Annotated in this window: 21 protein-coding genes; 13 read left to right on the top strand and 8 right to left on the bottom strand. The window is 63.1% G+C overall.

Annotated features, from left to right (window positions below; translation table 11 throughout):
* The first annotated feature begins 5 nt into the window (after positions 1–5).
* The 5 genes from V5279_RS43190 to V5279_RS43170 all read left to right on the top strand — a co-directional run bounded on the left by V5279_RS43190 (position 6) and on the right by V5279_RS43170 (position 6624).
* Positions 6–1817: a PEP-utilizing enzyme gene (locus V5279_RS43190; RefSeq protein ID WP_029080533.1), complete on the top strand. Its 1812-nt coding sequence runs from the start codon at positions 6–8 to the stop codon at positions 1815–1817.
* Between the two features lie 13 nt (positions 1818–1830).
* On the top strand, positions 1831–2616 hold the full coding sequence (locus V5279_RS43185; RefSeq protein WP_338693152.1) for an SDR family NAD(P)-dependent oxidoreductase: 786 nt from the start codon (positions 1831–1833) through the stop codon (positions 2614–2616).
* 16 nt (positions 2617–2632) lie between these two features.
* The gene (locus tag V5279_RS43180; RefSeq protein ID WP_338693150.1) at positions 2633–3727 is read left to right on the top strand and encodes an aromatic ring-hydroxylating dioxygenase subunit alpha; all 1095 of its coding nucleotides are present in this window, start codon (positions 2633–2635) and stop codon (positions 3725–3727) included.
* A gap of 24 nt (positions 3728–3751) precedes the next feature.
* A complete protein-coding gene (locus V5279_RS43175) occupies positions 3752–4432 on the top strand; it encodes an HAD-IA family hydrolase (RefSeq protein ID WP_338693148.1) in 681 nt (226 codons plus the stop codon).
* 551 nt (positions 4433–4983) lie between these two features.
* Positions 4984–6624, top strand: a complete 1641-nt coding sequence (locus V5279_RS43170; RefSeq protein WP_338693146.1) for a cytochrome c — start codon at positions 4984–4986, stop codon at positions 6622–6624.
* A 111-nt stretch (positions 6625–6735) separates the two neighbouring features.
* Here the strand turns inward: V5279_RS43170 and V5279_RS43165 are convergent, their stop codons facing one another.
* Complete coding sequence (locus tag V5279_RS43165; RefSeq protein WP_338693144.1) at positions 6736–7827, bottom strand: GNAT family protein; 1092 nt, start codon at positions 7825–7827, stop codon at positions 6736–6738.
* A 420-nt stretch (positions 7828–8247) separates the two neighbouring features.
* Between V5279_RS43165 and V5279_RS43160 the strand changes: the two genes are divergently transcribed.
* Positions 8248–9585 (top strand): MFS transporter, encoded by a 1338-nt coding sequence (locus V5279_RS43160; RefSeq protein WP_338693142.1) that lies wholly within the window; start codon positions 8248–8250, stop codon positions 9583–9585.
* A gap of 57 nt (positions 9586–9642) precedes the next feature.
* Here the strand turns inward: V5279_RS43160 and V5279_RS43155 are convergent, their stop codons facing one another.
* From V5279_RS43155 to V5279_RS43125, 7 genes are all read right to left on the bottom strand, one after another.
* The gene (locus tag V5279_RS43155; protein WP_338693140.1) at positions 9643–10419 is read right to left on the bottom strand and encodes an SDR family oxidoreductase; all 777 of its coding nucleotides are present in this window, start codon (positions 10417–10419) and stop codon (positions 9643–9645) included.
* 43 nt (positions 10420–10462) lie between these two features.
* Positions 10463–11665 (bottom strand): CoA transferase, encoded by a 1203-nt coding sequence (locus V5279_RS43150; protein ID WP_338693138.1) that lies wholly within the window; start codon positions 11663–11665, stop codon positions 10463–10465.
* Between the two features lie 58 nt (positions 11666–11723).
* Entirely contained in the window at positions 11724–12686 is a 963-nt protein-coding gene (locus tag V5279_RS43145) for a 3-hydroxyacyl-CoA dehydrogenase NAD-binding domain-containing protein (RefSeq protein WP_338693135.1), read from the bottom strand.
* A 5-nt stretch (positions 12687–12691) separates the two neighbouring features.
* On the bottom strand, positions 12692–13453 hold the full coding sequence (locus V5279_RS43140; protein WP_338693133.1) for an acetoacetate decarboxylase: 762 nt from the start codon (positions 13451–13453) through the stop codon (positions 12692–12694).
* 155 nt (positions 13454–13608) lie between these two features.
* Complete coding sequence (locus tag V5279_RS43135) at positions 13609–14031, bottom strand: TIGR01841 family phasin (protein ID WP_338693129.1); 423 nt, start codon at positions 14029–14031, stop codon at positions 13609–13611.
* A 56-nt stretch (positions 14032–14087) separates the two neighbouring features.
* A complete protein-coding gene (locus V5279_RS43130; RefSeq protein ID WP_338693127.1) occupies positions 14088–15734 on the bottom strand; it encodes a fatty acid--CoA ligase in 1647 nt (548 codons plus the stop codon).
* Positions 15735–15779: 45 nt separating this feature from the next.
* Positions 15780–15974 carry a hypothetical protein gene (locus V5279_RS43125; protein WP_338693125.1) on the bottom strand — a complete coding sequence of 65 codons (195 nt, stop codon included), beginning with the start codon at positions 15972–15974 and terminating at the stop codon, positions 15780–15782.
* Between the two features lie 481 nt (positions 15975–16455).
* Between V5279_RS43125 and V5279_RS43120 the strand changes: the two genes are divergently transcribed.
* The 7 genes from V5279_RS43120 (at position 16456) to V5279_RS43090 (ending at position 23335) form a co-directional block, all read left to right on the top strand.
* Positions 16456–17085, top strand: coding sequence for a TetR/AcrR family transcriptional regulator (locus V5279_RS43120; RefSeq protein WP_051346175.1), 630 nt, complete (start codon positions 16456–16458; stop codon positions 17083–17085).
* Between the two features lie 197 nt (positions 17086–17282).
* Positions 17283–18059, top strand: a complete 777-nt coding sequence (locus V5279_RS43115; RefSeq protein ID WP_338693121.1) for an enoyl-CoA hydratase-related protein — start codon at positions 17283–17285, stop codon at positions 18057–18059.
* A gap of 33 nt (positions 18060–18092) precedes the next feature.
* Positions 18093–18953, top strand: coding sequence for an FAD binding domain-containing protein (locus tag V5279_RS43110; RefSeq protein WP_338693119.1), 861 nt, complete (start codon positions 18093–18095; stop codon positions 18951–18953).
* A gap of 4 nt (positions 18954–18957) precedes the next feature.
* The gene (locus V5279_RS43105; protein ID WP_338693117.1) at positions 18958–19440 is read left to right on the top strand and encodes a (2Fe-2S)-binding protein; all 483 of its coding nucleotides are present in this window, start codon (positions 18958–18960) and stop codon (positions 19438–19440) included.
* Positions 19437–20198: an N-acyl homoserine lactonase family protein gene (locus tag V5279_RS43100; RefSeq protein ID WP_338693115.1), complete on the top strand. Its 762-nt coding sequence runs from the start codon at positions 19437–19439 to the stop codon at positions 20196–20198. Before V5279_RS43105 ends, V5279_RS43100 begins: the two co-directional genes overlap by 4 nt.
* Positions 20191–22593 (top strand): xanthine dehydrogenase family protein molybdopterin-binding subunit, encoded by a 2403-nt coding sequence (locus V5279_RS43095; protein ID WP_338693113.1) that lies wholly within the window; start codon positions 20191–20193, stop codon positions 22591–22593. Before V5279_RS43100 ends, V5279_RS43095 begins: the two co-directional genes overlap by 8 nt.
* Entirely contained in the window at positions 22586–23335 is a 750-nt protein-coding gene (locus V5279_RS43090) for an SDR family NAD(P)-dependent oxidoreductase (protein WP_166299838.1), read from the top strand. Before V5279_RS43095 ends, V5279_RS43090 begins: the two co-directional genes overlap by 8 nt.
* Positions 23336–23342: the final 7 nt, after the last annotated feature.

Below are 23342 nucleotides of genomic sequence, written 5' to 3'. Positions count from 1 at the left end.
ACAACATGAACGCGCAGGCAAAATTCCCAAGTCCTTACGAGCTCAAGGCGCCAAAAGGCGCCGAGGGTTGGCGTGATCTCTATCCGTATTACGCGTTGTTTCAGGAGGAACGGAAGGACGGCGACGAAAAGCAGTTTTGGTTCTGCGACGCCCAGCACTGGCCGACACCATTCCGGCCGTTCGACACCATCATGGCGGACTATGCGGTCAAGTGCCTGGGTCAATACAACACGCGTCACCTCCTTGTGCCTCCGGCCAATGGCGTCGACTACCGGATACACAATGGTTATCTCTATTTGAGCCCGATCGCGGTCGCGCCCGAGAAGATTCCCGAACGCGTACCGCATTTTCTGGAACGCGCTGGCTTCTATTTTCAGAACTGGAACAAGCTGCTGGATAACTGGCACGTCAAGGTGCGCGGGGTCATCGATGCGTTGGAAGCGCTCCGATACGAACAATTGCCGGACATGGTCCCGAAAGAATGGGTGTTTGAAGGGCGTGGCCTCGACAACACGTACTACTTGATGGAAAATTACGAATCCGCGTTGCAGCTTTGTTACAAGGCCTGGCAGTATCATTTCGAGTTTCTCAATCTGGGTTACGCGGCTTATCTCGATTTCTTTGGTTTCTGCAAAGAGCAATTCCCCAGTATTCCGGATCAAGCCATCGCCCGGATGGTTCAGGGCATCGACGTCGATCTGTTTCGGCCCGACGACGAACTGAAGAAGCTTGCCCATTTGGCTATCGAAACCGGCGTTGACACTGCGCTGATGAGCGGCTCTGTTGAACAGGCTCTTGGTGCGGTCGCCGCACTCCCCAAGGGCAAACAGTGGTTTGAAGCCTGGACTGCTGCGCAGAATCCGTGGTTCAACTTCACCTCGGGGAACGGCTTCTACTCATCCGACAAATATTGGATCGAGCACCTTGATATTCCGCTCGGGTACTTACGGAACTACATCGTTCAACTCAGGAAAGGCGTCACGATCGAGCGACCGACGGCGCAAGTGGCCGCCGAGCGCGAGCGTATTACGAAGGAATATGCGGAGCTTTTGAACAATGAGGTGCGGCCGGTTTTCGAACAAAAGCTCGGACTTGCACGCACGGTTTTCCCTTACGTCGAAAATCACAACTTCTACATAGAGCATTGGTCGCTTGGCGTATTCTGGCGAAAGATGCGGGAACTGAACCGGCTCTTCATCACGGCCGGCTTTTGGTCGGACCCGGAAGGGATGTTCTTTCTAAGCCGCAACGAAGTCAGGGACGCGCTGTGGGACTACTGCTCCGCCTGGGCGGTGGGAGGCGCCCCGACTGGGCCCCATTTTTGGCCGCAGCGGATTGCGCAGCGGAGAAAGACCATGGATGCCCTGGCCCAACATCGGCCCGAACCGGCTCTCAACCAGCCGCCTGAGGTCGTGACCGAGCCTTTCACAATCATGCTGTGGGGCATCACCACCGACCGCATTTCCGTCTGGTTGAAAGGTCCGACCAATAGCTCGCGGCTCGAGGGAATGGGGGCGTCGCCTGGGGTCGTTGAAGGTCTGGCGCGCGTTATTCGCTCGCCTGACGAACTCGATCAGATCCAGGACGGCGAGATTCTCGTCGCACCAGTCACGGCGCCCAGTTGGGCCCCGGTTTTCAGCAAGATCAGCGCCACCGTAACCGACATCGGCGGGATGATGTCGCATGCGGCCATCGTGTGCCGCGAATATGGACTTCCCGCCGTTACTGCGACCGGCTCGGCGAGCGCGGTGATCAAAACCGGCCAAAGACTGCGAGTCGATGGCACCGCCGGCACGGTCGAAGTGCTGGCGAACTGAGTAGAGAACCGTGATGAATGCCGCCGTCCCAGCGCTTGATTTTCACGGCCGTACGATCCTGATCACCGGCGCTGCGGGTGGGCTTGGGCTGGCGTTCGCGGAAGCATTTGCAGCGGCGGGCGCGGACCTTGTGCTCGGGGATATCGCCGCGGATGCGATGGAGGGTGTCGCTGACGGCCTAGCGAACCGCTATCGCGGGCAGCGCATCGTCGGCTTGCCGCTCGACGTGACGCAGGAGGAAAGCACCAAGCGATTTGCCCAGGAGGCCGCGCATGCGGTGTCCGGCCGCGAGCGTATCGACGTGCTCGTCAACAACGCGGCGATTTACGCCGGGTTAACCCGTGCCGGCTTCCACGAACTCGACCCGACGGAATGGGATCGCGTGATGACGGTGAACCTGAAGGGGCCTTTTCTAATGGCTCGCGCGGTGCGGCCATGGATGCTCAAGTCAGGCGGGCATATCGTCAACCTCGCGTCGGCCACGGTCTTTAGCGGCACGCAACTGTGGGCACATTACGTCGCCAGTAAGGGCGGCGTGATCGCCTTGACGCGCGTACTCGCCACCGAGCTCGGCCCCCACGGCATCACCGTCAACGCGATCGCGCCGGGAATTACGCTCACGGATGCCAGTCTTGGCTTGATCCCGGATGCGGCGAACTACGGCGCGCAGCGTGGCGCGATCCGGCGTGCGGCCATGCCCGGCGACGTGGTCGGCGCAGCACTGTACCTCGCTTCGCCCCTGGCCGCGTTCGTCACCGGGCAAACGCTTGTCGTCGACGGTGGCAAGCAATTCATCTAATAAGGAGGATTCTTCCATGATGCAGATCGAGACTCACGTCGACCGCTTCGTCCGCAATTGCTGGTATGTTGCCGGTTGGGCAGACGAGATTTCAGCCGACAATGTCCTTGAGCGAACGTTGCTCGGCGAGTCGATCGTTTTCTATCGCGCAGCGGATGGCCGGATCGTTGCGCTTGAGAATCGCTGTTGTCACCGTGGCGCGCCGTTGCACGCAGGTCGACGAGAGGGTGACAGCCTGCGCTGCCCTTATCACGGTATGCTCTTCAACGCGGAGGGCCAATGTACCGAAATCCCGGGACAGGAAATGATTCCGCAGCGCGCTTGCGTGCGCAGCTTTCAAGTGATCGAGCGTGACGAATTGATCTGGATTTGGATGGGCGAACCGGCGAAGGCCGACCCCGGCAGAATCATCCGCTTTGAGTGGCACACCGATCAGGCATGGCGCAAGAAGCGCTCCTACTTGCACTATCAAGCCCCGTATACGCTCATCGTCGACAATTTGCTCGACTTCTCGCACCTGACCTATGTCCACAGCACGACGATCGGAACGCCCAGCACGGCGTCGACGCGTGCGCAGGTCGAGCCGATCGAAGGCGGCCTCAAGATCACGCGCCGTTATTACAACGACCAGATCCAGGCAAACCGAAGCAGCATCGCCACGTTCCAGGGGCCGGCCGATCGTTGGCAAATCTACGAATGGTTCGCGCCGTCGTTTGTGCGCTTGTACACCGGCTCTGCGCCCGCCGGCACCGGCGCACATGAGGGGCGGCTGGTACCCGAGGCCATGCAGTACCGGCACTGCTCGGTCCAGACACCGGAAACGTCGACCAGCACCCATTACTGGTTCACGCATGCGGCGAACTTCAAGACGGAAACCTCGGAAGCGATCGACGTCGTGTTCGACGGCGTGAGCCGCGCCTTCAAGGAGGACAAGGACATCATCGAAGTGCAGCAGAAGGCGCTGCAGAGCGGCCGGCCCTTCCAGCCGATGAACATCGCGCATGACCAGGCATTGGTGCTGGCGCGGCGGCTGATCCAGCAGCTGCTCGATGAGGAGGCGCGCCCAGACGAGCAGAAACCCGCGCCAGCAGCATTCGAGCTTGCTCAGTAACCGTGCTCGCCCAGGATTGTGTCAATGACTTCGCCTGAAGTACCGATCGCGCTTGTACTGGACTACGGTGGCGTCATCTGCCGAACCACCTTCGAACGTCAGCCTCAAATCGAGCGCAAGCTCGGCCTCGCACCCGGCACCTTGCGCTGGCGCGGTCCGTTTGATCCCGACAATGACGAGCTATGGCGCGACATGCTCGCCGACCGGATTAGCGAGCGGGAATATTGGCACCGGCGCGCCGCTGAAGTCGGTCGCCTGGTCGGCGAGGAGTGGACCAGCCCGCGCATGATGATGGCCCCTGCGCCGAACGATCCGATCGACGCCACGACGCGGCCAGAGGCGCTCGCCACGGTGCGCGCCGTCCGTGACGCCGGGCGGAAAGTCGGCGTATTGTCGAACGAGCTTGACCTGTTCAACGGTCCCGGCTTCGGCGCCAAACTATTTATCTTGAAGCTTATGCACTCAATCGTAGATGCTACGTATACCGGCATCCTGAAGCCTGACCGGCGCGCATATCAGGCTGCGGCGGATGCGCTCGGTGCGCCAATTGAACGCTGCCTGATGGTCGATGACCAGCCGCGCAATATCGCTGGTGCACTCGCCGCCGGTATGCAAGCTGAGTGGTTCGATGTCACGCGGCCGGCGGAAATGTACGCGCGTGTGCTCGCGCGGCTGGGTATCGACGCGGCGGAGAGCGTTGGCTGAGCACAAGCGAACCCGGCAAAAATCGAAGAGCGCGCGGCGGAGATACTTTCTCGGCTTGCGCAGACAGATCGCATGAGGCCGCAACTCACGAAGCGGAACCGTGCCCCTGAAAGGGCGGACAAAAGAACACGATCTAAGCTTTGTTGCACCAGGTGCCGATGTTGCCGCCCTTCAGGAGCCACCCTCGCCGACCTCGTTGTGAACATGGTGACTGCGTGGATAGCTAGGCGTAAGCTTTTGCCGGAGGCGAAAACCCATTTTCGGCCGTAGTTCAAACGGTGAATTTTTGGCCCAGAAAGTCGAAAATGCTTATCTTTCAACGGGGGTTGACTGACACTCTCTCCGCCAGCCGGCTGGATGTCCTCCAAAATGGGCGCTTTCTACAGACCTGCTTGGACAAGCAGGATCGTTCTTTCCACGCTTCATCGCGAACGGGTCATGATGCCACTGGGCCAAGCTTGAGCTGAGTGATCGCTGCGGCCATTATCCGCAATGGGAGCAGCCGGACGCGTTCGTTAATCTCGGCACCTCATGACGGGAGCCATGCGGCCATGAGACGGCGCTCATTTGTGCTTGCAGCTATCGCCGTCGCGCTGGCAGGTGCTTCATTGCTTTGGGCGACGGCGCGTACGACGACCGAATCGCTTTCCCGCCCTTCGGTTTCGGCCGACGCTACCGCGGAGGCAAGAGGCGCTGCGGCATTTGAGGGCGCAGGCTTCGGTGGAATAAGCCTGGACGCGCTGCAAACCCATGCGTTGCCCTGGCGGCTCGTCGCTGCCGCTCTGGTGCTCGACGCCCAGGCGCGCGATAGAAGCGTGCCGTTGGCTCGATCGACACTGGATGCGACACTGGCTGGCTTTGGCTTTCTTCCTGGCGCCGAGGTCGCCAATCGCCCCCTCGGCGTTTCGAAAAGCTCCAGTGAATTGCCGCTTGGATTTTCCTACGGCGATCTGGCTCCGCTCGCTGGGACAAAAATCCGCGTGGCCAATCTCGGTTGCGCGGCATGCCACGCCGGCGTCACCTACGGAGCGGGCGGAACGCCTGATCCGCGCCGGACATGGCTTGGCATGCCCAATACTTCCCTGGATATCGAGGCCTACACGCTCGCGGTCTTCCGTGCCACGCGCAACGCGATCAAACGCCCCGAACAGTTGATTGCCGCGGTCGACATCTTGTTTCCGGATATGGGCTGGGGCGAAAAACAAAGCCTGCGCTGGTTTGTGCTGCCACTGGTCGAGCGGCGTATTGCCGATCTCGGCAACATCGAAAAGCCGCTGCCGTTTCCGAACGGCACGCCGGGCAGCACCAATGGCGTCGCCGCGCTCAAATTTGCGCTCGGCGTTCCCCTCGCCGGCAATGGCGCCGACGATGCAGGGGTCGTTTCGATTCCCGACCTCGGCAGTCGGGTATGGCGGACAAGCCTGCTCGCGGACGGAGCCTATGCCGTGCCCGGCCCGGCGCGTCAGATGCCGATGACGGCAAGCGGGCTCGACGATACGCATCTGAAGTCGCTTGCGACGATCATGACTTTCTTTACCGTGCCGAGCATGGGCGTCCATCCCGATGCCGCTCTCGGCAATATTGGAGAGGCCGTCGACGTGATGGCCTTCCTCAAGAGTTACAGGCCGCAGCCATTCCCCGGCGCCATCGACAGGGATCGGGCCGAACACGGTCGCCAGCTCTATGCCACGCAGTGCGCTGCTTGCCATGGACGGTACGATGCGAACTTGACCCCGCGCCTTGTCGAATTTCCCAACTGGATCGGCGATGTCGGCACCGACGGATTGCGCGCCAAACTATTCGATGAGCCGCTCGCAGCGGCGATCACCCGGACCGGCTATGGATCGAAGATCGCGGTGGCCCGCGGAGGCAACTATGCGGCCCCTCCGCTGACCGGCATCTGGGCCTCAGCGCCCTATCTGCATAACGGTTCGGTGCCGACGCTCACTTCGCTGCTGTCTCCGGATACGCGACCCCGGCGATTCAATGTCGGCGGTCATGCGCTTGATTTCGAGCAAGTCGGGCTCAAGCTCGACAAGACCGGCAACTATCCCGGCGGTTACAAACCTTTTTCGATGCCGGCCTTGATAGACACGGCGACGCCAGGCAGGAACAATAGTGGGCATCGCTTCGGAGAGAAGCTCGATGCAGGCGACAAGCGCGATCTTATCGAGTATCTGAAACTGCTCTAGCTTTTTGTTTTGACGCGTTTTCTTCACGCGAACCGGGGGCCATCCCGGATCAAGTCCGGGACAGGCTTTCGCTCGAAAACGCTCTGGTTCAGACCGTCACATCGTCGCGGGTCATGACAATCCCTTGCGAAACAGGTGCAGGCGCTGCAACGGGCGCGCACCCAAACGCTCCATTTGGCGAAGACTCGCAGCGTTGACGTCGCTGATCCAGGTGACGCCAAGCGATTCGTAGCCGGCATCCTTCAGGGCCGTCACCGTGCGGGCCAGCATCGCGCCCATCACGCCCTGCCCATGAAGATCGGGGATCACCGAATAGAAGATGATGACCGCGCGGCGGCGTCGCAGCCGATAGCGCAGATAATGAAAAGGCGTCAGCAGGCCGATCCGCGATCGCGTGGCGGCAAGCAAGCCGTTGAGGTCCGGAATGCACACGATCGTTCCGACGGGACGGCCGTTCTTCAAGAGCACCGAAGACAGACGGGGATCGAGGATCGACATCATCTCACCAGCCTGAAACTGGAATTCGTCCGGTGTCAGCGGCACGAACATGGGATTTTTATCGAAGCCGCCGTTGAGCACCAGACGCGCCTGCTCCATCCGTTCCGGAAAGCTGCGCCGTTCGATCGGCGCGAAGCTGAATCCCGCGGAAGGGTCGAGCGCGCGCGTCTGTGGCGCCACAGTCCGCATATCGAGTTCGAAGGTCGTCATCGGAAAGAACGGTTCGAAGCCGTTGGCGGCAAGCAAGGCCGGAATGTGCGGCGGATTGACGACCATGTCCGTATAGGCGCGCGCACTGAACCCGTCGGTCACGACACCGGCTTGTTGCATGGCCGTCAGGTTGAAATTCCCAACCAGTTCCGTCTTGCCTGACTGGCGGGCAAACGAGGCGGCCGCGTCGAGCAAGGCAGCCGCAGCCTCCGCGTCGTCGGCGCAGTCGAAGAATCCGAACTGGGCTCGATTGGTCCCGTGTCGCGTATTCGATTGGCCATGAACGTGCGCGATGATGCGCCCGACCGGGCGACCCTGTCGGTGTGCGGTCCAGAAGCGAAACGGATTGCCCGAAAGCCAGAGCGGGTTCGCCTTGGCATCGAGCATGCGCAGGATATCGCCGCGTAACGGAGATACGTAACCATCGCCGGGGCGATAGGCGTGAAACGGCGCTTCGAAGAACGCCCGGCTGTCTCCAACGCGAAGTTCGATCATTTTGCACTCGCCACGATCAGCCGCGACTCGATGTCGGGTTCCGGATCGAGCCCACCGTGTAGCAAACGATCTTCATTCCCAGGTTAACTTGAGCCCCAAAACTCCTCACGGCATTGAGGCGCAAACGCCGGAGGCGAAGCCACACCTTTCCGGCCGTCGTTCAAACGGTGGGTTGGGGCCCAGAAGGGTCGAATTGATCGAGCCTTTGCCCATCGCAGCGCAGCGCGCTCAAGCCGAGCTGGCCGCGCGGCCGGCCTGAAGCCGTTGATTGCTAATCAATCAAGCAACTGTTAGAATAACAAGAATGTGAATTCCGCCGCGTCGCAACACGATGGAAGCGGCGTCGACCCGCACGTCCAGGCAAATCCATTCTCAACTGGGGCGCAGACTCCAGGCGAATGCCAACCAGGGGAGTGACGAATGTCCATAGGCACGACGAGCGTCGACAGCATTCACAGCCAGGGGCAGAGCGGTGCTCTCGCGCAGCTGTATTCGAAGATCGGCTGGCGCATCCTGCCATTCCTGATGTTGTGCTACGTCGTCGCGTTTCTCGACCGCATCAACATCGGCTACGCCCAGCTCCAGATGAAGCAGACGCTGACCTTCAGCGATGCGACTTACGGCTTCGGCGCGGGAATCTTCTTCGTCGGCTACTTCCTGTTCGAGGTGCCGAGCAACCTGCTGCTGGAGCGCATCGGCGTCCGCAAGACCCTGCTTCGCATCATGTTCACATGGGGCATCGTCGCGGTCGCCATGGCCTTCGTGCAGACACCCACGCAGTTCTATGTCGCGCGCTTCCTGCTCGGCGTGCTCGAAGCCGGCTTCTTCCCGGGTATCATCCTGTACCTGACCCACTGGTATCCCTCGGCCCGCCGCGGTCAGATCATCGCGATGTTCATGACCGCGACGGCGATCGCTTCGGTGATCGCCGGTCCGCTGTCCGGCGCGACCATGAAGTATCTCAACGATATCGATGGCTGGCATGGCTGGCAGTGGCTGTTCATCTCGCAAGGATTGCCTGCTTCGATCCTCGGCCTCGTCGCCTATTTCTATCTTCCTGACAGACCCGAGGATGCGAAGTGGCTGACCGCCGACGACAAGGCCAAAGTCCGCTACCAACTCGACCATGATCACAAGGACGTCGAGTCCTCGTCTCATGCCAACTTCTGGCAGATGATCAGGGATCCGAAGGTCTACGGCCTGGCGTTCACTTATTTCCTGCTGCTGGGCGCGACCTACACGATGGTGTTCTGGATCCCCTCGCTCATCAAGAGCTGGGGCGTCGCCGACCTGTTCCAGGTCGGGCTGCTGGCCACCCTGCCGCAGATCGCGGGCATCATCGGCACCGTGCTGATGGGGCGCCATTCGGACAAGACGCGCGAGCGGCGCTGGCATTACGTCGCCTGCGTCGTGGTCGCGGCGCTGGGACTGATGACCATCACCTTCTCCCACGGCAATCTGCTGGCTTCGGTGATCGGTCTGACCTTGGCGGGACTGGGCTTCGTCTCCGCGACGCCGCTGTTTTTCACCACGACCACCGAGTACCTGTCCAAGGCCAGCGCCGCGGGAGGCATCGCGCTGATCAGCAGCCTCGGCAATCTCGGTCCGGCAGTTGCCCCGTCGGTGACCGGCTACATCACGGCGGAAACCGGCTCTTCGCTCTATAGCACCTACCTGATCGTGGCGGCGTATATCCTCTCAGGCCTGCTGCTGCTGGCGATCGTCAAGGTGGCGGATCCGACCGACGATAAGTCCTGACGCCGGCAAGGGCGGACGCCGCTGGTGTGCCGCCCTTCGCGTTGCGTCAGGCAAACCCTACGCAGTCGTGGCGAGCCCACCGTCGACCGGAATGACCGCGCCACACACAAAGCTGCTGGCGCGCGACGCCAGGTACAGCGCGATCCCCGCCATATCCTCCGGCGCCCCCATGCGTTTCATCGGAGCGTCGTCAACGACCTGGCGGGAGCCGTGTTCGTCGATCGCATCCGTCATCTTGGATGGGAAATAGCCGGGCGCGATCGCATTGACCGCGATGTGCTTCGGCGCGAGGAATTTGGCCATGATGCGGGTGAGGTGATTGACCCCGGCCTTCGACGCGGCATACGAGTAGGCTTCGAGATGCGTGGTGCGGATGCCCTCGATCGAGCCGATGTTGATGACCCGCGAATAGGCCTTCTCGGATCCTGCCGCCTCCAACAGATCGAGCAGCTTCTGCGTCAGGAAGAAGACCGACTTGACGTTGAGGTCCATGACCTTGTCCCAGCCGTTCTCCGGAAATTCGTGGAATTGCGCGCCCCAGCTCGCGCCGGCGTTGTTGACGAGGATGTCCAGCTTCGTTTCACGCTTGCGCAGTTCAGCGGCGAACCGTTCGATCTCGTCCATTCGCGACAGGTCGGCCGGAATGGCGATGCATTCGCCATGTTTGGACAGTTCCTCGGCCAGCGCCATGCAGGCGTCGGCCTTGCGCGCGGTGATGTAGACCTTGGCGCCGTTCTCGACATAGGCGCGGGCGATCATCTCCCCCAGGCCGCGGCTGCCGCCGGTCACCACCGCGATCTTGCCCTTCACGGAAAACAGCTCTTCGATCTTCATGCGTCGCTCCTGAAAACTGAAACGTCCCTGGCGTCGATGGCCGTCAGCCGACGGCACCCGCCGCGCGCATCTGCGCGATGGCCGCTGCGTCGAATCCGGCTTCCTTCAGCACGTCGTCGGTGTGTTGCCCGACCGAGGGCGGCATCCGGGGCTGCACCTTGTCCACGCCGCGCAGCGAGATCGGGCTGTCGATGGTGCGGGTCTCGCTTCCGGAGAACGGCACCAGGATGTCGTTGTCGAGCAATTGCTGGTCGGTCGGAATGTCCTCGGGCGTCGCCACCACGTCGAACACGATGCCGGCTGCGGTCAGGCGCTTGCGGAATTCCGCACGGTCGTGCTTCTCGAACTCCTTGTCGAGCAGCGCGATCAGCTCCTTCGAGCGGGTCAGGCGGTCCACCTTCTTGGCAAAGCGCGGATCTTCGATCAGGTCCTCGCGGTCGAGGCACTTCATGAAGTCCGGCCACTGCTTCTCCTCGTTGAGGATGGTGAGGATCAGCCAGCGGCCGTCGCGGCACCTGTAATAATTCGTCAGCGCATTGAAGGCGACTTCGCGCGCGGGGCGGTCGGTGAAGGTCGCGCCGCACAGCGCGGCTTGCGCGTTGTAGCCATTGGCCCACAGGCCGTTGGCGACAAGGGAAGAACTGACCTCGGTCCCCTTGCCGGTGAGCTGGCGCTGGTACAGCGCCATCACGATGCCGGAGAACAGCGTGAAGCCCGCGGAGTGATCGCCCATGCCGTTCGCCGGACGCACCGGCACGGATTGCGACGAGGCGCGCACCGTATCCATCAGGCCGGAACGCGCCCACCATGCGGTGACGTCGAAGCCGGGCTTGGTCGCCTCGGCGCCCTTGTCGCCGTAGCCGGAAAACGAGGCGTAGACCAGCCGGTCGTTCAGCCCCGCCAAGGCCTCGTAGCCGATGCCGAGCTTCTTGCGCGCGGAAGCAGGATAGTTGGTGATGAAGACGTCGGCCTGCGAGGCGAGGCGCTGGATCACGGCGCGGCCCTCGGGCTTGGCCATGTCGACGGCGAGGCTGCGCTTGTTGCGCGAGCCCAGCATCCACGCGTAGTTCTGGTCGCTCCTCGGATGGCCCGGCAATTTGGTGAGGTGGCGGTAGGGATCGCCCGAACCAGGCGGTTCGATCTTGATGACGTCGGCGCCGAAGTCGGACAGGACCGTGGCCGCCGCCGGCGCCGCAATGAAGCTGCCGCAATCGATCACCTTGAGGCCTTCGAACAAAAGTCCCATCTCGCTCCTCCCCTGGTTCGCGTCCCGCTTTGCCCGGATGACGCGAGTGCATCGCGCGCTATCGGTCGGTTGCGACCGATCGCAGCGCCCGGATGATCGCGAGCTGCTTGGCGTCGCGCTCGCGCTCCAGCTGCTCCGCCGGGCGTGCCGCAAACGACGCTTCCGCCTGGGCGATGATCTTGTCCTGCGCCGCCTCGTTCAGATCGACCGGCGCAATGTTCTTCCAGGCCTCGTTGAGGCCGGGGCCGAACTGCTTGAAGAACGACCTGAAGCCGCCGGCGCCGCCACCGAGGTGGAACGAGCGGAACGGGCCGTCAGCGGCCCAGCGCAGGCCGATCGAACTGGTGACGATGTCGTCGAGCTCGTCCACCTTCACGACGCCCTGGATCACGAGATAGCAACACTCGCGGAAGATCGCGCGCTGCAGGCGGTTGGCGACGAAGCCCGGCATCTCCTTGCGCACGACGCGCGGCACCTTGCCAACCGCGGCGTAGAAGGCGACGGCGTCGGCGACCGCGTCTTCGCTGGTCTTCTCGCCGGGCACGACCTCGACCAACGGGATCAGGTGCGGCGGATTGAAGGGATGGCCGACCAATAGCCGCTCCGGCCGTGAGCACTTCAGCGCCTGTTCCGTCGCGGTCTTGGCCGAGCTCGACGACAGCAGCAGGGCCTTGTCGCCGACGACCTTGCTGATGCGTGCCCACAGATCCTGCTTGAACTCGATCCGCTCCGGGCCGTTCTCCTGCACCAGGTCGGCGCCGGCGACGGCGGTGTCGAGATCGGCTTCGAACCGCAGCTTTGCCTCGAGGTTCGCGGTCGGAAGTCCGAGCGCCTCCAGCGTCGACAGATTGTTACGGATATAGTCGCGGACGAACCCATCGACGTCGGGGCGCGGATCGTTGACGACGACCTCCAATCCGTGCGCCAGGAACACCGCCGTCCAGGACGCGCCGATCACGCCGGCGCCGATGATCGCCGTCTTGCGATAGCGGTTGAGGATGTCTTGCTGGGAGTTGGGCATGGGCCTTACCCCCTGTCCACGGCTGGCGCAGTGTCGGTCAGATAGTCGTAGATGACCGCGGCCGGCGACAGAGTGAGATCAGTGAGAATGTGGGTGGCGGATATGATCTCGCGCACCGGCAAATCGGCCAGCGGGGCGAGCACGTGCTCGAACAGCTGCAGGCGCGCCGGGCCCCGCCACGCGCCCTTGACCTCGATATTGGTGATCTGCGTGCGCACCAGTTCGCAAATGCGCGGACGCTTGGTGTAGCTCGGCAGGATCTTGAGCATGTAGGTCGGAACGCAGATTTCCTGCCGCGCCTTCTCCAAATCGTAGGGCTTGTGCTTGTAGCCCATGGTGGCACGCGCCACGCTCAGCACGCCGTAATCCAGTGTGCCGACCAGCGTGTCGGAATCGACGAACAGTTTCGCCGAGCCAAGCTTCTTCGGAAAGGCGCTGAGCTCGCGGCCGGCGGCGATCGCCGGCAGATTGTCGAGATACATGCCGATGATGTACTCGCCCTTCTCCTCACCGTGACGCACCACGGCGGCCTGGCCGCATTCGACATAGGAGCCGTAGCCGGTGGTGTCAGGCATGTTCATCACCTCGAAGCGGACCAGCGGCTCGTCGACCTCGAGCGGCTCCGGGACCTGCCTCACCAGTGCTTCGCGGTCCGTGCGGTAGGTGATGTTGAGATATTCGCGCGAGGTGAAGCGATGGGGGCCGGGAACGAAGGCCGGCGCGCCGGTTGGGGTGGTGTACTGCCTGAGAACGTCTTCCTTTTTCATGGTGGTGTCCGTTCCTGAGTTCCGGTGCGTCAGTCGGTGTCGGCCGTGTCTCGCGTTCCTGTCTTGTTTTCCCGGCACGAAGATCGGCCAGATTTGCCGCTGAGTCCATCCGGTCAGCGGCGGCTGTCGGCTGGCGCGAACGCTGAGATCAGAGATCAGGTGGTCTTGCCGTCGATCGCCGCGCGCGCCTCGGTGATGCTTTCACGGATCCGGTTCATGATGATGGTCGACGCCCCGGCGCCCGACTTCTGCACCAGCTCGGCAATGTCCTTGGTGTTCTTGACCACCGCGTCGAAGGCGCGCCGCGCGAGCTCGGCTTGCTTGGCCGCAACCTCTTGTGGAGACCCTTGAGGCTTGAATTCGGCGATCAGCTCGCGGCTCTGGCGCGTCACGTCGGTGAGAATGTCCTGCTGCAGTGCGAGCAGCGCGCGACCGTCCTGCGAGAGCGCGAGCGTCGATGCCTGCATCGCCTCGACGTTCTTGCGATGGGTCTCCAGCAGGGCGTCGTAATCGATCTTCGGCAGGTTGAACTGCTTGCCGATCTCGGCAAACATATCCATGATCGTCTTCTCGGCCATTGTTCCCTCCTTGCGATCGGTGTTTTTGCTGCGTTGCGTCAGGCCGATCTGCGACCTCAGCCGTCGCCGTATTTTGCCCGCAGCGCCTTCTTGTCGATCTTGCCGACGCTGGTCTTGTCGAGCGCGTCGACGAACAGGATGCGGTCCGGAATGGCGAAGCGGGAGATCACGCCCTTGTCGGCGTAGCCCTTGACGTGCGCCTGCACCGCGCTCTTGTCGATGCTGTCGGCGGAACCCGTCACCAGGATCGCCAGCGGACGCTCGCCCCATTTCGGGTCGGCGACGCCGATGATCGCCGCCTCCTTGAGGCCCGGCATATGCATCAGGATATCCTCCAGCTCGATCGACGAAATCCATTCGCCGCCGGTCTTGATGACGTCCTTCATGCGATCGGTGATCTGGACCACGCCATGGGCCGACATGGTGCCGATGTCGCCGGTGTGAAGATAGCCGCCTTCCCAGAGCTTCTCGGATGCGGAGGGATTGCCGAGGTAACCCATGGTCAGCCAGGGCGCGCGGACCACGATTTCGCCGGAGGTCTTGCCGTCGTGCGGGACGTCCTTCATCGCGTCGTCGACAACGCGGAGATCGACCAGCGGGACGGGCGTGCCGGTCTTGGTCCGCAGTTCGGCCTCCGCGTCGGGATTGCCGGTCAATTCATGCTCGCGCAGTTGCGCGATGGTCAGGATCGGGCCGGATTCCGACATGCCGTAACCGGCGAAAATGTCGATGCCGCGCTGCATCGCAGCCTTGGCCAGCGCTTTCGACAGCGCCGAGCCGCCGATCACCATCTTGAGCTTCGACAGGTCGACGTCGTTGCTGTTCGGCGCCGAGAGCAGCATCTGGAGGATGGTCGGCACGCAATGGCTGAAGGTCACGCCCTCGGTCTTGATGAGATCGAGCAGCAGGTCGGGCTGATAGCGGCCCGGATACACCTGCTTCACGCCGGCGGCGGTCGCGGCATAGGGCAGCCCCCAGCCATGGACGTGGAACATCGGCGTGATCGGCATGTAGACGTCTTCGCGGTGGAAGCGGCCTTGCCGGGCCGGCGAGCCGAAGCCGACCAGGTCGATCAGCGTGTGCAGGACGAGCTGACGATGGCTGAAATAGACGCCTTTCGGAACGCCGGTCGTGCCGGTCGTATAGAACATCGTGGCGCGCGTGTTCTCGTCGAAATCCTGGAACGCGAAATCCGGCGACGCCTTCGCCAGCAATTCCTCGTAGCGACCGGCGACCTTGCCGGCCGCCGCGGGGAAGCTGCCGTCATCGGAGATCAGAATGATGCTCTCGACGGATTCCAGCTTGTCGCGCAGCTGCTCGACAAGCGGCAGAAACTCGACATTGACGAGCAGCAGTTTGGGACGCGCATGGTTGAGCGTGAACAGCACCTGCTCCGGCGACAGGCGGATGTTGACCGTCTGCAAGGTCGCGCCCAGCATCGGGATCGCGAAATAGCACTCCAGATAACGCGGGCTGTCCCAGTCCAACACGCCGACAACGTCGCCGCGCACGACGCCCTGCGCCGTCAGGGCGCCCGCCAGCCGGCCGATCCGTTCGTGAAGGTCGCGATAGGTGTAGCGACTGATGTCGCGATAGACGATCTCCTGGTCTGCCGCTTGCGTCATCGGAGCGTGCAACAGGTGCTTGATCAGCAGCGGATACTTGTAGGCTGATGGCGTATGCTCGATCAGGAAATCGGACATGATGCGCTCCGGGGATCTGGAAGGCGTTGGCCTGCGCCGGCAGGTTCATCGCAGCGAGATATTTGGAGAAGGTCTGCGCGAGCAGGTTCTGCGCCGCGAGAGATTGGTTATCCGGTTCGTCGCCTGGCCGAACCCGGCGGCCTTGATGGCATCGGCGCCGGGCGAATGGCCCGCATCCTCCCGTTGGCGCAGCAGGTCGCGCCAAACGTATCCGAAATCCGGATTGGTCCCGTGGCTCACGGCGCTCCTCCTGGTGGCGGATCGTTGTCCTGCCGATCGCTTTCGCCGTAAGCTCACCCGAGGCCGAAAGTCTCCGGGGAATGCCGCTTGGCGACGCATTTTCTTATTCTATCGCTCGCTTGATTGAATAGCAAGTCGTCGCGATTTGTCGGCGGATGATGCTCCGTCAGAAACCCGAATCGGGGACGACTTGTCCGGGAAGACCGCGATGCCCGGCCGCCCGGAGCCGGGAGGCAAGACGCGCCGGAGGAGCACCATCTGCCGAAGGGCCAGATGCTTTGCTCCGCCATCGCCTTCGGCGAGCCCGGCTTGCGGTTCAAGGGAAGACGCCGCGGGCCGACGACGGCTACGAAGTCCGGAAGGCCGCACAACGGACCAGTCGCGCCCGGCTACAATTCTCGACAACATGTGCTCAAAAGTGTAGATGGGCGGCAATCGAAAGCGGCGAGGCTGGTTGTTTCCGTTGACGGCTGACAAGAGAATGACGAAGCCCAAAGGGCGCGCGAAGGGCGGCGAGAAGAAGCCGAAATCGCTGCGGAGAGGGCCCGACCGTCGCCGGCAGATCATCGCTGCCGCATCCGGGCTGTTCGCCCACAAGGGATTCGAGGGCACGTCGATCCGGGAGATCGCCGCGGCATCCGGCGTGCTGTCAGGCTCGCTGTATTATCACTTTCCTTCCAAGGAAGACCTGCTGTTCACGGTGCATCAGGAGAGCCTGACGGCGATGCGCCGCGAGGTCGAAACTGCGATCGCCGGGGTTACCGATCCGTGGGCGCGGCTCGAGGAAGCGATCGTCGCGCATTGCCGTATCCTGCTCGGCGGCAGCGTCACCCGCGCCATTCTCACCCCGCCGCGCTACTACAATCTTCGAGGCGTCCGGAAGCTGGTTCGTCAGCGCGACGAGTATGAGCAGATCTTCGCGGGCCTGATCGATGAACTTCCGCTCAATCCCGACTGCGACCGGCATGCCTTCCGCCTGTCGATGCTCGGCGCCATGAACTGGACCGTGTTCTGGTTCAAGGCAGGCGGCCCGCTCAGCGTCGACCAAGTCGGCCGCCAGATCGCCCTCATGGTCCGCGGCGCTGCGATCGATCGCTCCCGAAAGCGATAGCCGGCGCTGCACGCCGCGGCCGCGCTTCGCTTGGCGATTCCGGCCTCCCGATCATCCACTTACGAGGAAAGAACGTCGAAAAGCTCTTGCGGCTTGACGCGGCCGAATAAATTAGTCTACTTATGCAAGTGACAGGGAGCACCGGCTGTCCGCCGGAAAGTTGCCGGGATTCATCGGCTGGGCGCCGGGGAGGTTACGTGTCGGAGGACATCCACATCGAGCGCCGCGACGGCATCGTTCACGTCATTCTGAATCGGCCTGCCGTGAAGAATGCCGTGACGTTGGCGATGTGGCGCGAAATGGCCGAGATCTTCGCGGGCTTTGCCGGAGACCGGGAGGTTCGCGGCATCGTCCTTCGGGGAGCGGGCAAGGATTTCTCGGTCGGTGCCGACATTTCCGAATTCGAAGAGATCAGGGACGACAGGCATCAAAGCGCCGCCTACGAGGTTGCTGTCGACGCCTGCTCGGGTGCGATTGCGGTGCTCGGAAAGCCGGTGGTGGCCGCGATCTCCGGCTATTGTCTCGGCGGCGGCTGCCATCTCGCGTTGGCGTGCGATTTCCGCTTCGGCGATCGAACCGCGACGTTCGGCATCCCCGCAGCCAGGCTTTCGATCGTCTACGGCCTGCATAGCGTGCAACGCCTGCTGGCCCTGACGGGAATTTCGAACGCAAAGCGGATCCTCTACTCAGCGGACCGCTACCCAGCGGAGCAGGCGCTGTCGATGGGATTGATCGACGAACTGCACGAAGACGCAGGCCTCGCGGCGGAGGGCTTTCTGCAGCGGTTGGCGGCCAATGCGCCGCTGTCGATCGCCGGCGCGAAGTACATGCTGAACCGGCTTTCGATGGGCGCCGGCGCGCTCGATCCGGCCGCGGCGCAGCGGCTCATCGACGAAGCCGCCGACAGCGAGGACTTCAAGGAAGGCCGCCGTGCGTTCGCGGAGAAGCGGTCGCCGCGGTTCCGCGGCGCGTAGGTCCGGAAGGGAAACAGCTTTGGAGGGCACCCAATGAAGCCTGCCCAATTCGACTACGTCGTGCCGTCGACGGTGGAAGCCGCCGTCGAAGCGCTCGTTGCCGCGAACGGCGAAGGCAAGGTGCTGGCCGGCGGTCAAAGCCTGATGCCGCTGTTGAACTTCCGGATGGCGCGTCCGACCGTGCTCGTCGACCTGAATCGCATCGAGGGATTGTCCTACATTGAGGACCGCGGCGACCGCATCGCCATCGGCGCGCTGACGCGCCATCGCGAGCTGGAACATTCGCCGTTGATCGCCGCGAAGCTGCCGGTGATTGCGGCGGCGATGCGTCACGTCGCGCATCTTGCGATCCGCAACCGCGGCACAATCGGTGGCAGTCTGTCCCATGCGGATCCCGCTGCCGAACTCCCGATGCTCGCGACATTCTACGACGCCGAGATCCTGGTCCAGGGGCCTTCGGGCCGCCGAAGGATCACCCCAAAGGAATTCTTCGTCGACGCCCTGACGAACTGTCTTGAGCCGGAAGAGATCGTGGTGGAGGTCGCGTTTCCGATCCTGAAGCAGGACGGTTGGGCGTTCGAGGAGGTCGCGCGCCGGTTCGGCGATTTTGCGCTGGCCAGCATCGCCGTCTCCGTGCTCCGCGGCCCGTCCGGATTGGCGGCGGCGCGCGTCGCGGTGATGGGCGTGGCCGATACGCCGCGGCGGCTGAAAGAGGCGGAGGAGGAACTCATCGCGTTGGAGCTCGACGACCGGATGCCCGATCGCTTCTCCGAGATCGTCGTCGCCCAGGTCTCGCCGAATGACGATCTCCATGCATCGGCCGACTACCGCAGGCATCTGCTCGCCCAACTGGCGAAGCGGGCGTTGCAGACGGCGCTGGCGATGAGAGGCTGATCGGATGACAAGCAGCGTATCGGTGACCGTGAACGGCGAGAGCTACGACGTGTCGGATGTCGAGCCGCGCATGCTGCTTTCCGATTTCTTGCGTGACCGGCTTGGCCTGACCGGAACGCATGTCGGATGCGAGCACGGCGTGTGCGGTGCCTGCACTGTTCTGGTGAACGGCGACAGCGCGCGATCCTGCCTCATGTTGGCCGTCCAGGCCAACGGCGCGGAGATCGTTACGGTCGAAGGGCTCGGATCGCCGGAAGAGCTCAATGAGCTGCAGGCTCAGTTCCGCGAGCACCACGGGCTGCAATGCGGCTTCTGTACGCCGGGCATGCTGATGACCGGCGAAGACCTGCTCCGGAAGTATCCGCTCGTAACCGACGAGGATATCCGGGAGGGGCTCTCGGGCAACCTCTGCCGTTGCACCGGATATCAGAACATCGTCGCGGCGATCCGAAGCGCCGCCGCCAAGCGCACGGAGAAGGCGTCATGAAGCTGAACTTCCTCGCCGCGGGGCGCCTCCGTATGAAGAAGAGCATCTACGTGCCGGACGCCGACCGCAGCGAAACCATCGATCTTCCCGTCAGCAGCGCGTTGATCCGGCACAAGCAGGGCAACGTGCTGTTCGATACCGGCTGTCATCCGTCTGTGGTCGACGACGCCGAGGGCCGGTGGGGACCGCTTGCCAAAGTCATGAAGCCGACGATGAACGCAAGCGAGACCTTGCTGCCGAGTCTCGCGTGCAGCGGCCTCGAACCCGGCGACATCGATATCGTCGTGAATTCGCACTTTCACCCCGACCATTGCGGCTGCAACCAGTTCTTCAAGAAGGCGACGATCCTGGCCCACGCCAAAGAGATCGAAGCCGCTAACGCGCCGCGTGCCGAGGCGGTCGGCTATCTCAGGGACGACTGGGACTACGGACAGCCGATCGAGCCCGTAAGCGGAGAGAAGGATTTGTTCGGCGACTCCAGCGTCGTGCTGGTGCCGTTGCCGGGCCACACGCCGGGGATGCTCGGTGCGCTCGTCAGCCTCGACCGCGACGGCCGGTTTCTACTGGCGTCCGACGCGGTTAGTCTGCGGCAGAATCTCGATGCAGACGAGGCTCCGCGAAATACCTGGAACGTCGAGCAGCAGTTGAAGACGTTCCAGGAGATACGGCGAATCGAGCGGAACGGAGCCACCATCATCTGTGGCCATGACGACGCGCAGTGGCGGACCTTGCGCAAGGGATCCGAAGGCTATGAATAGCGATCGGCGCGCAAGTCCCTCCGACGTCCTGAGGCCGCGGAACGTCGGTGCGCCGATCAAGCGCACCGAAGACCCGCGTCTTCTGACCGGGAACGGCGAATACACGGCCGACCGGAAACCGGACCGGCCGCTTCATCTGGCGTTCCTTCGCAGCGGTCAGCCGCACGCGCTTATCGTCCGCATCGATAGCGCGGCGACACAGGCCGCGCCCGGCGTGGTCGCTGTGCTCACAGCGGAGGACATTGCCGGCGATTTCAAGCCGGTGATCCCGTTCTCGCGGATGCCGAACTACTACGCGACGCCGATCGTGCCGCTTGCTTCCGGGAAGGTCCGCTACGTCGGGGAGGCCGTCGTCGCGGTCGTTGCGACATCGCGGTACCTGGCCGAGGACGCGCTCGAATTGATCGACGTCGAGTACGAACCGCTCGATGCAATCTCGCGCGCGGAAACGGCCATCGCTGATGGTGCGCCGCTGCTGCACGAAGCCGCCGGCACCAATGTACTGATCACCCGCGAATTCAAGAAGGGCGATGTTGCAGCCGATCTGAAGGCTGCCGCGGTCAAGGTCGGCGGCCGTTTCGAGATGACCCGCAAGGCGCCGCTGGCGATGGAGCCGCGAAGCTATACCGCTGAGTACGATAAGCGCCGAGATGCCATCACGCTCTACACGTCGTCGAACATTCCCGGCATCGTTCGCGACGCGGTCTCGGAATCGCTGGACCTGCCGGGGCATCGCCTGCGGGTGGTCGCACCGGACGTTGGCGGGAGCTTCGGGTCGAAGGGATCGCTCTATCCCGAGGAACTCCTGATCTGCATTGCGGCGCGCAGGCTCCGTCGGTCGGTCAAGTGGACGGCGGACAGGCTCGAGGACGTCAGCAGCAGCAGCCAGGCGTTCGCCGAAATCGTCGATGCCCAGATGGGGTTCGACGCGGATGGCATCGCGACCTCGCTGCAGGCGGACGTGATCGGGGACGTCGGTGCGTTCTCGATCTATCCATGGACCTGTGGCCTGGAACCCGTTCAGGTCGTGAGTTTCCTTCCGGGGCCCTACAAGATCGGATCCTACAGGGGCACTGTGCGCGGCGTTGCGACCTGCAAACCGCCGACCGGCCCTTACCGCGGCGTCGGCCGCCCGATCTCGACCTTCGTGGCGGAGCGGCTGATGGACCTCGGAGCGGCGGCGCTCGGCATTGATCCGCTCGAAATCAGGCGCCGGAATCTGGTCCGGGCAGAGGAGTTTCCGTATCGGATCGCGTCCGGAATTATCTGGGACAAGACCGGTTTCATCGAATGTCTCGAAGCCGCTGCAGAGGCGGCCGGCTATGACCAACTCCGCAAGGAACAGGCTGATGCGCGCAAGCAAGGGCGCCTGTTCGGCATCGGTATCGCTTCCTACGCCGAGTTGACGGGCATCGGCTCGAGGATCGCGGTGGCGCCGGGCATGCCGATCAACACCGGCTCCGAAACGGCAAAGATCACCATCGACTCGACCGGAGCCATTACCGCGGCATTCGGCGTCGCCTCGCATGGTCAGGGTCTCGAGACCACGTTGGCCCAGATCGTCGCCGACGATCTCGGAGCCCGGTTCGAGGACGTCCGCGTCATCCAGGGCGACAGCGACGAGGTGCCGATGTCGACCGGGACCTACGCAAGCCGCAGCGCGGTGCTCGGGGGCGGTGCTGCGAAGCGCGCCTCCCGGATACTTCAGGAGAAGGTCAAGCGGGTGGCCTCGCATCTCCTCGAAGCCAACGCTGACGACATCGAGGTGAGCGAAGGCAAGGCCGTCGTGCTTGGTACCGACCGCACCGTGACGTTCAAGCAGATCGCCAAGGCGGTCTATTCCGACATGAAGACGCTGCCGGTCGATGCACGTGAGGAATTGAGCGCCACCTACACCTACGATCCGATCAACGGGACGACCGCGGCCGCCACGCACATCGCCGTGGTCGAGGTCGATCCGGTGACATGCTTCGTGCGAATCCTCAAATTCGTCGTCGCCGAAGACTGCGGTCGTCTGATCAACCCGATGATCGTCGATGGTCAGGTGCATGGTGGCGTCGCGCAGGGCATCGGCGCCGCGTTGTTCGAGGAGCTGATCTATGACGAAGACGGCCAGCTCCTGACTGCGAGCCTCGTCGACTACATGATCCCTTCCGCGCCGGACATACCGTTCATGGACGTCGTTCATGTCGAGAGCGAATCCGCCGCGGCGGGCGGTTTCCGGGGCATGGGCGAGGGCGGCACGATCGGCGCGCCGGCAGCGATCGCCAACGCGATCGCCGATGCGCTGTCGCCGCTCGGTATCGGTGTCTCGATCCTTCCGATGACGCCGGAGCGCATTTTCAAACTGATGCAACAAGCCAAGCTCAAATCGAGAGGAAAAGCAGATGAGTGACTTGAAAGGACGCGTTGCCCTGGTGACTGGAGGCGGACGGGATGTCGGCGCAGCCATCTCCCTGATGCTGGCAGAACGCGGCGCGAGCGTCGCCGTCAACTATCACAGTTCGAAGGCGGATGCCGAAGCGGTGGTCGCCGAGATCGGGAAGGCCGGCGGCAAGGCGAAGGCCTACCAGGCCGACATCGCGGACGCCGACATCGTCAAGAAGATGATCGCGGACATCAAGAGCGATTTCGGCGGATTGGACATCCTGGTCAACAACGCCGGCCTGGTGTTCCGCAAGCGGTTCAGCGAGAGCACGCCGGAGGATTGGAAGAAGCAGATCGACACCTGCCTCTATGGCGCGCTGAATTGTTCCCACAGCGCAGGCCCCCTGCTCGAGGCGTCGGGCCACGGACGGATCATCTCGATCATGGGCGACTCTTCCAGGGTCGGCGAATCCGGCTTGGCGCTTGGTGCCGCGGCGCGCGCCGGCACGATCGCGCTGATGAAGTCGCTGGCGCGCGAATGGGGCCGTTCGGGCGTGACCGCCAACTCGATTTCGCTCGGCCTGATCGAAACCGCGCACGACAAGACCTGGGTCGATGCGAACCGCGAGAAGCTGGTCAAGGCTTACGCGATCCGCCGTCTGGGACTGCCCTCCGACGTCGCGCCGCTGGTCACTCTGCTCGCCTCCGATGCCGGAAGCTGGATCACCGGGCAGGTGATCAGCGTCAACGGCGGATACAGTATGGTCTAGGGAGGGA

This window comes from Bradyrhizobium sp. 26S5, from assembly GCF_036923295.1.
Classification (GTDB): Bacteria; Pseudomonadota; Alphaproteobacteria; order Rhizobiales; family Xanthobacteraceae; genus Bradyrhizobium; species Bradyrhizobium septentrionale.
The sequence above is the reverse complement of the archived record's forward strand: the minus strand, read 5'-3'. Positions and strand labels throughout refer to the sequence as shown.